Source organism: Bacillus horti, from assembly GCF_030813115.1.
GTDB lineage: Bacteria > Bacillota > Bacilli > Caldalkalibacillales > JCM-10596 > Bacillus_CH > Bacillus_CH horti.
On record NZ_JAUSTY010000011.1, the window covers coordinates 1 to 15,089 of the forward strand.

Here is a 15,089-nt window from a genome sequence, read left to right on the forward strand (position 1 = left end):
TGGGATTTGTTCTCTGCTTGGAACGTTTCCCAGTATACCAAGTGGCGCTTTTCTACTCAAACCTCAAATTACTTCATTACAGGAATGGCTCCTTATCCCATGTACATATATAATGTAAGGATATTTAGCCTATACAGCTTGGTATACCACAATTATAAACAACTGAGCCAGGAGGGTTTCTTTTAATTTGCTCTCTTTAAAATCTCCATTACTTAATTATCATCAGATTGATTAAAACGAAGCAGCAAAACACCTAGAATAGATGTCTCTTCACCTTTAAAGCTCTACTCCAAATTCTTGTTCTATAATCCTTGACACAATAGCAGATCTCACTGGATACATCATCCTAAAATTTTTTCTATTTCGAAAGAATAACATCACCGATTCAGCAAAATCTTCGTGAACAGCCTGTACGGCTACCTGAGTTGGTGGTTTTTCACCATCATAGTCAGGTCTATTATAGCTTGGGTCCCTTTCCTCATGCCTCTCCTGTTGATCAATCCATGTCCAAAAAGGAACATTTTCTTTAAAATCATCGAGACGATGCTCTAGGAGCCCATGGGTTAGCTCATGAACAAAAGTATCCACCTTTTCTGAATAGCTCGGCTCTTCCCCAACTTCGTTAGTTCCCTCATCATACATTACGATATGACCAGATTCCTTAAACGTTTCTGCTAATGTATGACCAAAGTCTACGTCCTCATCTATTTTACCGAAGGAAGTGATCTCCTGAAGGAAATCAGCTCTAGGACTTGTTACTCTTCTACGACCAAGGATAGGAGAAAAATACTTTAATGCTTCCAGGAGTGCTTTTAAATCTTCAAGCAACCATGATTCCTTTGTTCTTGTATCTAATCTTTTTAATCTTTTCTTATATTCAGATTGACCAATTTCTTCTTTATTAAGTCTCAAACTATTTTTTATAGCCAAAAAGCTGTGCCTTGAATTAAATGAGATGCCATACTCCATAAATAGTGCCATAATGATATCGTCAGCAAGCTGAATCTGATCATCGCCCTCACTGAATTCAAAAAATACGTTCTCTCCCTGAACCTCTACTTCATAGCCTCCCAGCTCTTCTTCAATCTCATCTAAGCTCGTAAATTCTCTATCTTCCTCATCCCATTCCAAAAGTACTTCCATGACAGAGGACTGTGCACTGGTGGGGAAGCTTCTTTCTTGTACAAGTAGATTCCATGTTTCTAATGCTGAATAGGGCTTATGCTCTTCTCCAATCATAATGCTTCTCTGTATGATCGACTGGAGGGCATGATTTCCTAGTGCTTTCTGTAAGACAAAAGTGGTTGGTTCTTGAGTGTGAACTGTCTTTTTTTTGTTCCCTACCTTTGTTGTAGTAACAGCTTTGTTTTTTGTACCTTTTAACACAACGCTTCCCCCATGTGCCCATTATTAATACGATGTTATTGCACTTCCCAAACTGCCGCCTGAACCTAAGCCCCCGAAATCATCATCGTCTTCATCACTATCATTATCTTTTACTTCATCATTGTGATAGTCTTCATGCTCTGCATTATCTAGTAATTCTTGATATAACTCCGGATGTCGCTCCTCTAAGAATCTAGAGAAAAACCAATGTAAAGTTTGATTAGCATGCTCAGATTCACTCGTTCCTTGGGTTAAATCATTCAAAGTCATCCTTAACATTCTATCGCCTGTATAATCAGCCAGCTTGCCACCGTGCTTTTGTTTGAATCCATGCCAAAAATCAATAAATATATCGCCTAAAATAGGATCACTCATGATTCCAGGTCGTTTGTCTCTTTGGCTTTTCTTACCACCCTTTTTTTCCGTTCTTCTGCTTCCTTTTTCCTTCTTTCTGTTATTGCTATTGCCATCCAGATCTTTTTTTCGTCCAAGCTGAAACACTTGCTGTACAGCACCATTTCCTATCATTCTCTGCAAGGTAAGGACATCCTTGGGATCCACTTCCCTCCCTCTAGCAACAAATGGAGCGCCTTGTCTAGATGAACTGACCTGTTTTTCCTGAATTGTATCCTTTGTATAATTAACCTTTTTATCCAAGCGACCTGCTATATGCTTGTACATCCTCACACGCTCCTTATTGACCTAATCGATTAGATTTCATGCCGTACTTTTTTAATTCTTGATCACCAGTTTCTTTTCATGCTGAGATTTTAATATAGTTTATCCTTCAAAATCTGACTATTCAACATAAATCTGTCGACACATAATTGCACATAATCATTCCCTTATCAATACTGGCACGATTATAGATCACATTAAGGATTTTATTACTTATTCTACCTTCATATTCAGTTCAAGACATCTAGAGTACTTAAGTTCGACATTAGGAAAGGTAACACGTTATCAACGAATATTTCAGCTGGTTCTTCCTGAGAACTGCTCCATTTAACAACCACCCCGTAAATCGACCAACTAATCATCGTTGCGATCCATTCTATTTTCCGGAGTTCTTGAGTTGAATAATTCCCGGCCTGAGTTAAACATGTAATAATCACGTTATACAGCTGTTCCTTGGCATTCTGCTCCATAGCTTGTGATAGAGTCCGCCTTGAATTTAACCGCTTAGTTACTTCAATCTGCCACTGACAGACTGCCAGCATCAGACTTCGCAACAAATCATGGCCCTGCAAATTCGTACCTTCTGGAATCCATGTAGATAGAATCTCCGTAAAAGCCCCCTTCATGGTCAATTCAAGCAGTTCATATTTATCTTGAAAATGGTTATAAAAAGTGGCACGGTTCAGCTCTGCCCGTTCCATAATATCTTGAATTGAGATGTCTTCAAAGTCCTTCTCTGCAAGCAAATCAGTAAATGCCTTCTGAATATATTTTCTCGTCCGCTTCACACGAGGATCATTAGGGTTAACTAAACTCATGTCACATTATCTCCTTATCTCGCTATCCCGACCTGGGAAAAACACAATTTCGATAAAATGTTGCTTACACAACAGATCAATCCTTTTGCTTATTGTTTAGCTTACGTAATAATATTAACATGTTAATTGACAATTGTTGTTTAGTCAACATTTGTAGATAAAATTAATATTTTTTTGGGAGAGTGGGGATGATGAAAGACTTATTTATAGCAGGCGGTACTTCTGGAATGGGTAAAGGAATTGCCATGCACTATTTACGCCAAGGTAGCAGGGTAACTGTTTCCGGCAGTAACCTTCTCAGGGGAAAAGACTTTTTAGATGAAGCGGCAGAACTTGGGGCTAAGAAACAGGCGTCCTTTATTCAAGCTAATCTGTTGTCTTTGTCCGAAAATCGACGGGTAATCAAAGAGGTGCAACAACGCCATCAGTCACTTGATGGATTAGTTCTAACGGCTATGCAGCAATTTCCTAAGCGCAAACTGACTCCGGATGGTTTTGAAAGCACGCTTGCCCTTTATTACATCAGTCGGTTTGTTTTGAGCTACGGATTGACGGAGTTGCTGGAACTCGGTGACAATCCAGTAATTGTGAGCATTGGAGGTACTGGAATGACGAAAGGAGAGATACATTGGGATGACCTGAATCTTCAACAGGGGTATGGCTTACTTAAGGCTACTCTGCAGGGAGGACGTGCAAACGATCTGCTTGGGGTGGCCTATACCGAGAATCATAAAAACGGGAAGACCCGCTTTATTCTTAACCACCCCGGCTATACCAATAGCGGTACAAATCATTTGTCCCAGCCTTTTAAAGGGATAATGAAAGTAATGGGTAAGCTCTTTGCACAGCCAGTAGAAAAAAGTATTCAACCGATTATCAAGCTGATGGATAATCCTCCCTCCCAACGTCTTATTGCCTGGGATCGAACGAAGTCCCTAGACCTTACCCTTCCTACTCTTAGTAAGGAGGATGCGCTTAAGCTATATAACCTTACTAAGCACATCCTAAGATAGCTTAAGCGATAATTCCTTCAAATATAGGTAAGTATTATAGGCTGCAAAAGTAAATTCTTGCAGCCACTATTATTTGCATACATTTGAGCAGGACTCCTAACACCACTGAGCTCAGGGATATAGGTCATAACCTCCTGATCCGACGTATATTCGTAACGGCTTGCCAATCTTTCTCTTCAAACTTTCGAATGATTAATTGCTTCGTCTTAATATACATAATTCGATCTCCAATCTCTTGCGTATCTACTATATCACTGCCATTCTTGATATTTTCTTAGTACTTGCCTTTTAATCCGCTGCTGCTTACGATCAGAAAAGATGTCCTCAATATGATCTTGGCCATCTAGATTATACTTGCCATGATTCGCTGATATGACGTTCCATGCATACTCCTGATCACCGCTTACACCAAATTCAGATTTGGTTAAGAAAAGAACGTATCGTGCATTTTCTATGAAAGGTGAATATCCCATAGGGGTAAAAATGTGGTTATTTTCTACATCAAAGTCAGTTAAGGGTTGAGGAATTGTGATTTCATTCTCTTCATATACTCCTTTAATAATATGTCGCACCTTGATTTGAGTATCTACCCAATATTCTCGTGATTGGTCATTAATAATCCGATTTTTGTGGATCTGCTTTAATTCTTCAAAGCTTTGAGTCGCCTCTCCGATAATAATTAATTCTGCTCTGTCCTCAACATCATTGAGGTGGTCATATTGTTTATATAACGGTTCTAGCGCTTTAGTTATGATAAAACCGTCATGCTCTACCTCCAGTATCTGAGCTTCAAAATTTGACTGTATGTACAAGGCTATTCCTATGCCTACTAGAACAACCCCAATACTAATCAAACTTATAATCAATACCTTCTTTGATATCACCTTTGCTCTCCTTTCAAATGGAGTGTAGCAACTTCCGCCTATTTCAATATATTAGGTAATGAGGATAAAGAATCCTCTTTTTAGTGTGATAAGTGATAGACGTTAGTTTAAAAACCTAAAGGAGTTGATTAAAATATCTGAATTGAATCCCTATCGCAGTAATGAGGATCCTTTTGAGCAATTACTTAGATCCTTCCATGATTTGATGGAGAGCAACTGGGCGTCTCCATTTGGCTACCAATCATTTCGAAGCAGTATTCGAGAGGACACAAACCATTACATTGTAACGGCAGAGCTTCCTGGGGTTGCTAAGGATGATATTAATCTTGAGCTAGAAGGGCATTATCTGACCATCCGTGCGAAGACTAATGAAATAAATGAGCTAAAGGATCATAACAACTATTTAATTGGTAGTTCAAGGAGAACTGGAGAATTTGTGAGGAGCTTCTTTTTAGGAAACGCGGATGTAAATTCTATTCAAGCTAAATTAGAGAACGGTTTGCTACACGTATGGATACCTAAGCTTCCTGATAACCATCATTCTCGTAAACAGATTCCAATCGACTAGTTGAGCCTGTTGAACTGAAGCGAGATGTAGCCATTAAAAGTGTTTGAAAGCGAATCGGTGTTTCGGTGAATAACTTTGTGGATTGTGGGTAGACCTTAAAGCAAGACTTTAAGCTGAGTCAACGATTCGTTTTCATTTTTTATCATCCTGTCTTCATTCAAATACCACTTGTTCTAAGCTATCTATTGTGCTACACTCTTAACATACTAATGAGTATTTGAATATAATATCAAGGAGATTAATTATGTCTACAAAGGATAGAGTCTTTGAAGTTGCTGTTCGCCTCGTCGCAGAAAAGCCCTTTGATCAAATTACAATGGCAGAGATAGCTCAAGAAGCTGGAGTGCATTGGACCTCTGTTCGCCGTTACTTTGGCGGTAAGACTGAAATGAGAGAGTGGCTTCGAGATAAACAAATGAGTGAGAATTACCAACTAAGTGATACGCGTTCACGAATCATAAAGGCTGCTGCCACCGTGTTTTCAAAAATAGGATACCATCAGGCTTCTCTAGATCTAGTTGCTGAGCACACAGGGATGACTAAAGGGGCTGTGTATTGGCATTTTAGTAGTAAGCAGGACCTTTTTCTAGCGTTATTAGAGCAGCATCTACAGCAACAAATTCGTCTACTCTCAATAAGGATTGAAGCTTTGCTTACTTCACCCAATCCACGCTTAGCACTGGAAGAATGGCTCAAAGAGCAATTAGAAGGATTAGCAGAGAATAAAGAATCAGCTGGTCTTTTCATGGAATTTGTTGTGGCTAGCCGTGAGAAAGAAGTACGCGATCGTTTAACTAGTTTACAGCGTGATTTTTTACAACACATTAGCGAATTGATAGCTGACATGCAACATCAAGGACGAATAAGGGCAAGCATAAATCCAAGTAGTTTTGCTTTGCTGATTGATTCTATTCTAAAAGGGGCGGCTGTTGAGTGGATGATTGACCCTGAGAGGGCCGATCTTTCCTCATATATTCATACTGTTTCAGCCTTCTTATGGGAAAATATAAGTCCTTCTTCTTGAACTTAGGACTTGTATAAGTCTTTTCAAAGCAGATTGTTCATTCATTTTCTATACCAATAACATACTAATTGGTATTTGAATAATATTATAAGTAGTATATTGATGTGTTTTTCTTTATTGTACTTCCATATATTTTTATCTGTTTTACCACAATCTCACTAGTTTTTTGTAGGAACGCATTCTTAAATTTGAGGAGTGACATAAAATGTATGTACTTATCGGTATCGGATTTTTTATTGCTATACTAGTTATATATAATCTTCATCAATTTAAAAGAGCAGAGGAACAATATCCACCTCAAGGAAAGTTCATAACGATTAATGGCTATAGATTGCATTACTTGGAACAAGGTAAAGAAGACGGTCAGGCTGTAGTATTTTTGCATGGGGGTGTCCTTACAGCTAATGACTTTCAGGATGTAATGAGCAAAGCAGTAGCTCATGGATACCGTGCTTACGCCTTCGATCGACCAGGATATGGCTACAGTGATAGACCAAAAAACACTACACCAGAAGATCAAGCAAAGATGATTCACGAAGCATTAGCTAAGCTTGGGGTGATAAAGCCCATATTAGTCGGGCACTCTTGGAGTGGTCTTCTAGTCTTAGCTTATGCACTTCAATACCCAGGCAAAGTGACCGGAATAATTACACTGGGAGGAGGAATGTATGCCGAAGGATATCCAGCAGAGAATGGAGATCCTATCTCATCATTGGTAATCACCCCATGGCTTGGTTTTATTTCACTCCACACTCTTCTTGCAACGATTGGTCCACTATTATCCGACCAGATTATGAAAGTAACTTTTAATCCAGAACTAGTTCCAGAGGGATATAAACAAGAAGCTAAAGCATTATGGCTTCGACCTGGCCAGTTCAGAGCAAACAGAGAGGATATCCTTTACTTCTCTTCTGTAGCAAAACGTATTTCTAAGAAGTACAAGGATATTACAGTCCCTATTGTTATTGGACTAGGGGAAGATGATCCCTTTGAAACCAAAGAACACAGCTTCCGTTTACATCGAGAAGTACCACAATCCCATTTGTTAGTCTGGAAAGAAACAGCACACATGATTCCTCAGCTTCATCCAGAGAAAGTTTGGGAAGCAATAAAACTACTTTAAACAATAATTCATCTGTGATAAGATGCTAAAAATATCATATTTTTTAGCAAACCAAAAGGATGTGAAGCTTACCATGTTTGACGTTTCTTCTAAATACTATGACACTATTTACAGCACAAAAAATTACAAAACTGAAGCAGAACAGATTCATCAATACATAACCAATGAAAGGCAGGAGTATAAAACCATCCTAGACGTTGCCTGTGGGACAGCTCAACATGCCTTTTACCTAAAGGATCAGTATTTAGTTGATGGAATCGATCTTAACCCTGAATTTATATCTAACGATATTAAAATGTGTAGGATGACTCATGCTCGAAGACAAGGCAATCTTTCCATACTAAAGCTTGATTACTTGTTCGGTACTGATTCAGGAATAGAGTATTTTACTGAGGAACATCGGATGGGGCTATTTACAGTCAATGATCTTATTCATTCATTTATGCAAGCAGGATTCGAGGTAGAATATGATGAACATGGACTTATTGGCAGAGGTATGTACATTGCACGAAAAATGGGATAGGCGTTACAAAAAAGGATCTACTATGTCACTATTTATTTATATAATATTTGCTATTGTCTCTTTATCTATCACGTATACCCCCTATGCCATCTATTCGACATAAGGGTAAATCTTCTTGCAAACAAAAAAGAGCCCCTATTAAGAGACTCTTTCAATCCTTATGGGCTCTGTTGGCGGCTTTGGCGGTGACCCTCCACCACCTGGATCAACAATAGCGCTTGAGATAGGAGTAAAAAGTAGCCCAAGAAGCAAAGCACTAGAAAGTAAATTCATGGATAATTTTCCCATTTTTATCTGTACCCCTTTCTTTTTTTTATAATTTCTATATTCTACAATCGAGTTTAATCTCCTTTACTTATCAGAATTTTCTATTTTAACTTTAATTTTTATTTATTATTCACAAGTAAAAAAGACGCCCTCTAAATTGCTCCTACTTCACCCTGCTTACACTTGTAAATAGACCTTTATTGTAATCCAGCTCCATGACATATGTTGCAGAGCTATTGCCTTTATCATTGAACCATTGTATAAATGATTTTATTTCTGCCATTACAGTCAATAGGGGGTTAGTATCATAAAATAAAAAAATCCTGCTCAGAAGTCTCTGAAACAGGATCATTTAGTATATTTGATTCTACTTATTTCTCTATCGTTTCAATTACAACATCACCACGTAATGTATTACTAATAGTACAAGAGCGTTCCACTATCGTTAGTAGCTTAGCACGGTAAGCAGGATCTAGAACAGAAGGAAACGTAAGGGTAGTATGGAAATGAGTAAATCGATTAGTTACCCCTTCTTCTTTTCTTGCCTTAACCTCTACGATGATTTCATCCTTCTCATACGACACTCCATCACGCTCTAAAAGCTTCTGCAATGTGATAGATATACATAGGGCTAATGCACTCTCTAAAAGCTCTTTAGGTGATAGCCCCTCTTGATCTGGTGCGTGGCTACCAACCAGCTGTATGCCTGCTCCATTATATACTTGATCCTGCCCACCTTCGATACGAATAATTGCCATTGTATGACTTCCCTTCTGAATATAATGTATAACCATCCTACAACAAATGCTTGCTCATTTACTAAAATGAAGCTTCAACATAATGAGATTTTTTACTTCAATTAAATCCTCTTATACAAAATGACAGGCTGTCTTATGGCCAGACCGAATCTCACGTAGCTTAGGAATCTCCTGTGCACATTGCTCGGTAGCTATAGGACACCGTGTTCTGAAGACACAGCCTGATGGGGGTTCAAGGGGTGAAGGAATCTCCCCCTTTAAAACGATTCTTTCACGCATCCGTCGAGATAGGTTGGGTACAGAGGAAAGCAGGGCTTTTGTGTAAGGGTGTAGTGGATTTGCGAACAGCTCATCGGTATGGGCTTCCTCTACAATACGTCCTAGATACATAATACCAATCCTATCGGAAATATGTCGCACAACACTTATATCATGAGTAATAAAGAGCATCGTTAATTGAAACTCTCTCTGTAGCCTTTTGAGCATGTTTAAAATTTGCGACTGAATCGAAACATCCAAAGCAGATACAGGCTCATCACAGATCAGGATTTGCGGATTTAAAATTAGAGCTCTTGCTAGACCTAAACGCTGACGCTGTCCTCCAGAAAATTCATGTGAGTAACGGTAAGCATGCTCTGGCTGCAGTCCAACTGTTTTTAACATTTGATATACCTGTTCTATACGTTCTGATGAACTTCCTATTTGATGAATATCTAACGGCTCTCGCAGAATATCTCCTATCCTCTTACGAGGATTAAGAGAGGCATACGGGTCCTGAAAAACAAATTGTATCTCTTTACGAATAGACCTAAGCTCCCTTTCACTCAAATGGGTAATATCCTGTCCACGGTAGCGAACCTCTCCACTTGTCGCAGGACTCAATCCAAGAAGTGCCCGACCAGTTGTACTTTTTCCTGATCCAGATTCACCTACCAAACCATAGGTTTCCCCTTCATAAAGGGAGAAAGAAACGTCCGTGACAGCGTGTACCTGTCCCTTGGAACCGAATAGCTTTCCGAAAGCACCGTATACCGGAAATTTCTTCTCCAAGGAAACAACATCTAATAGGGGGTCTCTTTGATTCATACTCTCGGTAAAAGGCTCTACATGAACCTGATTATCTAACTGTTCCGCTTCAAGCCCTTTCTGCATGATCGCTCTCCTCCCTTCTACGTCTAATTTCATCATAGTGCCAGCATTTAACTCTATGATTTTCACTTACCGTTTCCATTTGAGGCTCTACCTGTCTACACTGATCATCCGCAAACGGACATCTAGTAGCGAAACGACAACCAATCGGAATATCTGTTAATGAAGGAACGGTTCCTTCAATCACATGAAGATCCTCATGACGATTACCATCTATGCGTGGAATTGAACGAATAAGTCCCTGTGTATAAGGGTGTAAAGGATTAGAAAACAATAGATCCGTCGGTAGCTCTTCTACAATCTGCCCTAGGTACATCACCTTGACACTTGTACAAATCTCCGCAACTACTCCTAAATCATGCGTAATGAAAAGCACTCCCATTTCTAGCTTCTCATTAAGCTCCACAATGAGCTCTAAAATTTGAGCCTGAATGGTCACATCAAGAGCCGTAGTAGGCTCATCTGCAATCAGTAGCTTGGGCTCACAGGCAAGCGCCATGGCAATCATAGCCCTCTGTTGCATACCTCCAGACAGCTGGTGCGGATACTCATCAATTCTCCGCTCAGGGGATGGGATTCCCGTTAAAGAAAGCATACGAATTGCCTTGTTCCTAGCCTCCTTTGGAGGCAAACCTTGATGAAGACGTATCACTTCTTCAATTTGATCTCCGACGGTATATACAGGATTTAATGAGGTCAAGGGGTCCTGAAAGATAATAGAGATATTTGAGCCTCGAATACTACGTAGCTTCTTAGGAGTAAGCTTGAGTAAATCCTCGCCATCAAATAGCGCCTCCCCCTCATAAGACACATCCTCTGTATGATCTAACAAACGGAGAATGGATTGTGACATCACACTTTTTCCACATCCGGATTCACCTACAATCCCTACAATCTCCCCCTTACTTATGGTGAAGCTTACACCATCAACGGCAGTAACCTGCCCACGCTCCGTATAAAAATGCGTCCGTAGCTGACATACATCCAACAATGGGTTCATCTACACCACTCCTTACACTTATTTTTTCTTTTTACGAAGCCGGATTCTTGAATCTAAATAGTCTCTCAACCCGTCTCCTAGTAGATTTAAGGATAAGATGGACAGAACAATGACCGCTCCTGGGAATACAACCATCCACCACGCTTTAAAAATGACTAGCTTACTCGCCTGCAAAATATTTCCCCAGCTTGGCTCTGGAGCAGGAATACCAGCCCCTAAAAAGCTTAATGCTGCCTCTGAAATGATAGCATCCGCAAAGACAAAGGTAGCCTGCACTAACAGCGGTGAAAGGACATTGGGCACAATATGTCTCCATATGATACGAGTACTACCAGCTCCCTGCACCTGCATAGCCTCAATATATGGCATCTCTCTGATGATCAATGCGGATGAGCGAACCACCCTAGCAATATTCGGGGTAAAGACAACGGTTAACGCAATGATGACATTAGTAGCTGATGCACCAAGTGCAGCCATTAGAGCAATAGCCAAAAGAATTCCCGGTATAGCCACAAGCCCGTCACAAATTCGCATCAGGATATGATCTAGCGTTTTATAAAAGGACGCATACACACCAATAATTAATCCTAATACAGAGGATAGTAAAGCAACGATTAATCCCACAGAAATAGAAACCCTTGCTCCATAAATGATACGCGTTAGCAAATCTCGCCCAAATTCATCAGTTCCAAGCCAATGAGTTACGCTTGGCTCCTGCAAACGTTCAACTACCTTCATGTCGTATGGATCATAAGGAGTAACAAGTGGTCCAAATAAAGCAACCAATATGAAAAAAGCAAGGATTCCTCCCCCAATTAAAATACCGTAGTTGGATCGGATCCGCAGGAAGGAAAGGCGGCGCTGATCCGCCTTCATCTGTTTGCTCAGTTCTGCAATACGTGCTCTTTCTTCAGCCGTTATCATCATCAATCCCTCCTATTTCCGATCCAAGCGTACCCGTGGGTCGATGATGCCGTATAGCAGATCAATCAATAAATTGATGCCTACATACATCACGGTCACTACAAGCACCACACCTTGAATCACAGCAAAATCACGTCGTGCAATTGAATTAAGAATGAGTTGTCCAAGTCCCGGTATGTTAAATATGAACTCTACCACCACAGCACCAGTAATAAGAGTTCCAAAGGTTTGCCCAATCACTGTTAAAATCGGAAGAAAAGCATTACGAAAAGCATGCTTTAGAAGTACCTTTACTTCAGGTAAACCCTTAGAACGAGCCGTCTTAATAAAAGGGTGATTGAGAATTTCAAGCATGGACGACCTAGTCATTCTAGTAGTGAGGGCAGCTTGAATCACTCCTAATGAAATACCAGGCATAATCAAATACTGTAGATGATTCCACAGACCCTTACTCAGTGGTTCATATCCAGCCACTGGAAACCACTGAAGCTTGACACCAAACCCAAGCATCAGAAGCAGTCCAAGTAAAAAGCTTGGTATAGCCATCCCTAGCAAAGAGGCTCCCATTAATGAGTAATCCACTGCCGTACCTCGTTTGTAAGCAGCCAGCACTCCAAATGGTATAGCTAACAAAAGAGCAATAGATTGTGCCACTATGGCTAGAGAAAGTGTAGGACCGATATGTTCAATAATCGCTTTATTAACCGACTGACGCATAAAGATTGAATCACCAAGATCACCACGAAGCACCTTCCCAACCCATTGGATATATTGCTCATAGATAGGTTGATTCAGACCAAGCTGTTCATTTAAAGCCTCCACTTGCTCTTTGGTTGCCTCCATTCCAAGAATAGCTGCTGCCGGATCACCTGGAGTAATATGAATAATCATAAAGATAACTACCGTTACTACAAATAAAACAGGTATTAAAGACAGCAACCGTTTAATAATATACGCCAGCATATTTCTCCCCCCTATTCCTTCTGAAACATCAAGATTAAATTGTCTTTAAAAAAAGAAGAGCGCTCAAGTGGGCAAGCCACTTGTCACACCCTCCTAGTTCATCACGAGCTTTTTCAGTCTAGTAACTGTCTTGTTTATTTTGGTAGCTTGGCATTCCAAACAACTGGAGCCTCATAAAGCTCAAAGCCTTCTAAGTCCTTATTAATAGCTACCACTCCGTTATAATGTCCGATTACTGTAGAGGAAGCATGTTCATACATGAAGCCCTGTAGCTTCTCCCATTCTGCTTTAGCTTGTTCTGGTGTTGAAGCAGAGCGAATTTCAATAAGAGCTTGCTTTACTGTCTCGTTATCCAATCCTGCCCAGTCCGGGTTTACAGCCAAGAGCTGAGGTGGTGTTAACTGGTAACCTGTACTAGCTACAAAAATATCCCACTTACTGGTGTCATTCTTCGTCTCTAGGAAGGTAGGAAAATCATAGTTTTCAACTTTAACGTTCATTCCAATCTGACGTAGCTGCTCCTGAATAACTAACGTAGCTGTATACATTTCATTGTAATCTCTTGTTGTTAGAAGCGTAATCTCTTCCCCGTTATAGCCTGCCTCATCCAACAACGCTTTCGCCTTATCTGGATCAGCTTGATTGTAATATTCAGCACCTGCTTCATTTGACCACTGAACCTGATTTTGATTTAAATAGCCTGGATGCAGAGTATATAGGTCAGGCTTAGTAAAGCTAGCCAACATAATCTCTTCATTATTAAAGGCTGCGAGTATCGCTTGACGAATGTTTACATCTGCAAGTAAGCCCTCTGATGTGTTGAAGAAAGCAGTCAGAGCACCACCAGGAAAGGATTGAACATCTAGATTGTTATCCGCAACTAACTCATCATAGTTTTCAAGTGGAATGCTATCTGCTACATCGTATTGTCCTGTCTTAATACCAGCAATACGAGTAGAATGATCCGTTACAAAATGGAAGTACAGATTTTCTGTTGGTGCTTCCTTACGCCCATCAAAGCCGCTTGGATCATTCTGCAATGAGTTGTGATACTCATCAAACCGAACGAGATGAATATATTGATCCTGCCTCCACTCCTCAAATTTATATGGACCAGTTCCGATGTATTCAGTAATTCCTTCAGCTGATGCTGAATCAATAATTTCCTTTGGTACGATGGAACCAAATTGAGCTTGAGCTGATAATAAAATAAGGACATCTGAAGTCGCATCCTCAACTGTTAGCTTAACTGTGTACGGATCAATCTCCTCGAAATTTGCATTAGGAAGTAATGTCTTAGCACGAGATGAATTCACTAGCCAGCGATTCATTGAAGCGACGACATCCTCTGCAACCATTTCTTTGCCGTTATGGAACTTGACTCCCTGACGTAGTGGAAACGTATAGGTTAGCCCATCGTCACTAATTTCCACCGATTCAGCTAATACTGGTACTGGCTCGTAATCAGCATTGAGTGTAAATAACTGTTCGAAAATATTACCAGCTGTATCTAGGGCTACAGCTGAGACCGTAATCGGAGTATCTAATGTCGGAGGTTGGGCGGTCAAGGCAATATTCAGATCATCTTTGTACTCCAACTCAGTGTTTTCATTACCATTTACTGATTCACTAGTGGATGGTGTGTTCTCCGTGTCGTTAGAATCAGTAGAAGCATTACTACCACACGCAGCCAATACCAGTACAAAAAACAGCGTAAGTACGATCCAGCCTGACTTCTTAATGATGTTCATTTTCTCTTCTCCCCTTGTAATCAAGTCTTTAGTCCCCTACATTGTAAGAGCACAATGAATTAAACATAAATAAGTAAGTATCTTATTAAACAAAACCAACTAAACGCATAAGAATTAATGAATATTGAAATACTACTTGAATCCTCGTTTTTTGTCAATGTAAACATATGTCATAATTAGGGGGTATAAAAAAGGACTGTAACAGCCTGCCTCAAAGCAAGTATTACAGCCCTCAAATACACTTCAATTGCATCAATTGT

General features: G+C 40.0%; 16 protein-coding genes and 1 pseudogene. 5 read left to right on the plus strand and 12 right to left on the minus strand.

The window, feature by feature from the left end:
- Positions 1-276 precede the first annotated feature (276 nt).
- The 3 genes from J2S11_RS13250 to J2S11_RS13260 all read right to left on the minus strand — a co-directional run bounded on the left by J2S11_RS13250 (position 277) and on the right by J2S11_RS13260 (position 2,882).
- Entirely contained in the window at positions 277-1,386 is a 1,110-nt protein-coding gene (locus J2S11_RS13250; protein ID WP_307395297.1) for a hypothetical protein, read from the minus strand.
- Positions 1,387-1,410: 24 nt separating this feature from the next.
- Complete coding sequence (locus tag J2S11_RS13255) at positions 1,411-2,067, minus strand: hypothetical protein (protein WP_307395298.1); 657 nt, start codon at positions 2,065-2,067, stop codon at positions 1,411-1,413.
- 227 nt (positions 2,068-2,294) lie between these two features.
- Positions 2,295-2,882 (minus strand): TetR family transcriptional regulator, encoded by a 588-nt coding sequence (locus tag J2S11_RS13260; protein ID WP_307395299.1) that lies wholly within the window; start codon positions 2,880-2,882, stop codon positions 2,295-2,297.
- A 191-nt stretch (positions 2,883-3,073) separates the two neighbouring features.
- Between J2S11_RS13260 and J2S11_RS13265 the strand changes: the two genes are divergently transcribed.
- On the plus strand, positions 3,074-3,895 hold the full coding sequence (locus J2S11_RS13265; RefSeq protein WP_307395557.1) for an SDR family NAD(P)-dependent oxidoreductase: 822 nt from the start codon (positions 3,074-3,076) through the stop codon (positions 3,893-3,895).
- Positions 3,896-4,001: 106 nt separating this feature from the next.
- On the opposite strand, the pseudogene J2S11_RS13270 reads toward J2S11_RS13265, so the two are convergent.
- Together J2S11_RS13270 and J2S11_RS13275 are read right to left on the minus strand one after the other, a co-directional pair.
- Positions 4,002-4,112, minus strand: a pseudogene (locus tag J2S11_RS13270) (GNAT family N-acetyltransferase); the annotation flags it as partial.
- Positions 4,113-4,146: 34 nt separating this feature from the next.
- Positions 4,147-4,779 (minus strand): hypothetical protein, encoded by a 633-nt coding sequence (locus tag J2S11_RS13275; RefSeq protein WP_307395301.1) that lies wholly within the window; start codon positions 4,777-4,779, stop codon positions 4,147-4,149.
- Positions 4,780-4,903: 124 nt separating this feature from the next.
- Between J2S11_RS13275 and J2S11_RS13280 the strand changes: the two genes are divergently transcribed.
- The 4 genes from J2S11_RS13280 (at position 4,904) to J2S11_RS13295 (ending at position 8,017) form a co-directional block, all read left to right on the plus strand.
- Positions 4,904-5,347, plus strand: a complete 444-nt coding sequence (locus tag J2S11_RS13280; RefSeq protein WP_307395303.1) for an Hsp20/alpha crystallin family protein — start codon at positions 4,904-4,906, stop codon at positions 5,345-5,347.
- A 244-nt stretch (positions 5,348-5,591) separates the two neighbouring features.
- Positions 5,592-6,371: a TetR/AcrR family transcriptional regulator gene (locus J2S11_RS13285; protein ID WP_307395304.1), complete on the plus strand. Its 780-nt coding sequence runs from the start codon at positions 5,592-5,594 to the stop codon at positions 6,369-6,371.
- A gap of 205 nt (positions 6,372-6,576) precedes the next feature.
- On the plus strand, positions 6,577-7,494 hold the full coding sequence (locus tag J2S11_RS13290) for an alpha/beta fold hydrolase (RefSeq protein ID WP_307395306.1): 918 nt from the start codon (positions 6,577-6,579) through the stop codon (positions 7,492-7,494).
- Between the two features lie 73 nt (positions 7,495-7,567).
- Positions 7,568-8,017, plus strand: a complete 450-nt coding sequence (locus J2S11_RS13295) for a class I SAM-dependent methyltransferase (RefSeq protein WP_307395307.1) — start codon at positions 7,568-7,570, stop codon at positions 8,015-8,017.
- Positions 8,018-8,155: 138 nt separating this feature from the next.
- Here J2S11_RS13295 and J2S11_RS13300 read toward each other — a convergent pair whose 3' ends face one another.
- From J2S11_RS13300 to J2S11_RS13330, 7 genes are all read right to left on the minus strand, one after another.
- Positions 8,156-8,305, minus strand: a complete 150-nt coding sequence (locus tag J2S11_RS13300; protein ID WP_307395309.1) for a hypothetical protein — start codon at positions 8,303-8,305, stop codon at positions 8,156-8,158.
- A 350-nt stretch (positions 8,306-8,655) separates the two neighbouring features.
- Complete coding sequence (locus tag J2S11_RS13305) at positions 8,656-9,042, minus strand: OsmC family protein (RefSeq protein WP_307395311.1); 387 nt, start codon at positions 9,040-9,042, stop codon at positions 8,656-8,658.
- Between the two features lie 111 nt (positions 9,043-9,153).
- A complete protein-coding gene (locus J2S11_RS13310) occupies positions 9,154-10,128 on the minus strand; it encodes an ABC transporter ATP-binding protein (RefSeq protein ID WP_307395559.1) in 975 nt (324 codons plus the stop codon).
- Positions 10,129-10,177: 49 nt separating this feature from the next.
- Complete coding sequence (locus tag J2S11_RS13315) at positions 10,178-11,191, minus strand: ABC transporter ATP-binding protein (RefSeq protein WP_307395313.1); 1,014 nt, start codon at positions 11,189-11,191, stop codon at positions 10,178-10,180.
- Between the two features lie 18 nt (positions 11,192-11,209).
- Complete coding sequence (locus J2S11_RS13320) at positions 11,210-12,115, minus strand: ABC transporter permease (protein ID WP_307395561.1); 906 nt, start codon at positions 12,113-12,115, stop codon at positions 11,210-11,212.
- A gap of 12 nt (positions 12,116-12,127) precedes the next feature.
- On the minus strand, positions 12,128-13,078 hold the full coding sequence (locus tag J2S11_RS13325; RefSeq protein WP_307395315.1) for an ABC transporter permease: 951 nt from the start codon (positions 13,076-13,078) through the stop codon (positions 12,128-12,130).
- A 134-nt stretch (positions 13,079-13,212) separates the two neighbouring features.
- On the minus strand, positions 13,213-14,829 hold the full coding sequence (locus J2S11_RS13330) for an ABC transporter substrate-binding protein (RefSeq protein ID WP_307395317.1): 1,617 nt from the start codon (positions 14,827-14,829) through the stop codon (positions 13,213-13,215).
- Positions 14,830-15,089: the final 260 nt, after the last annotated feature.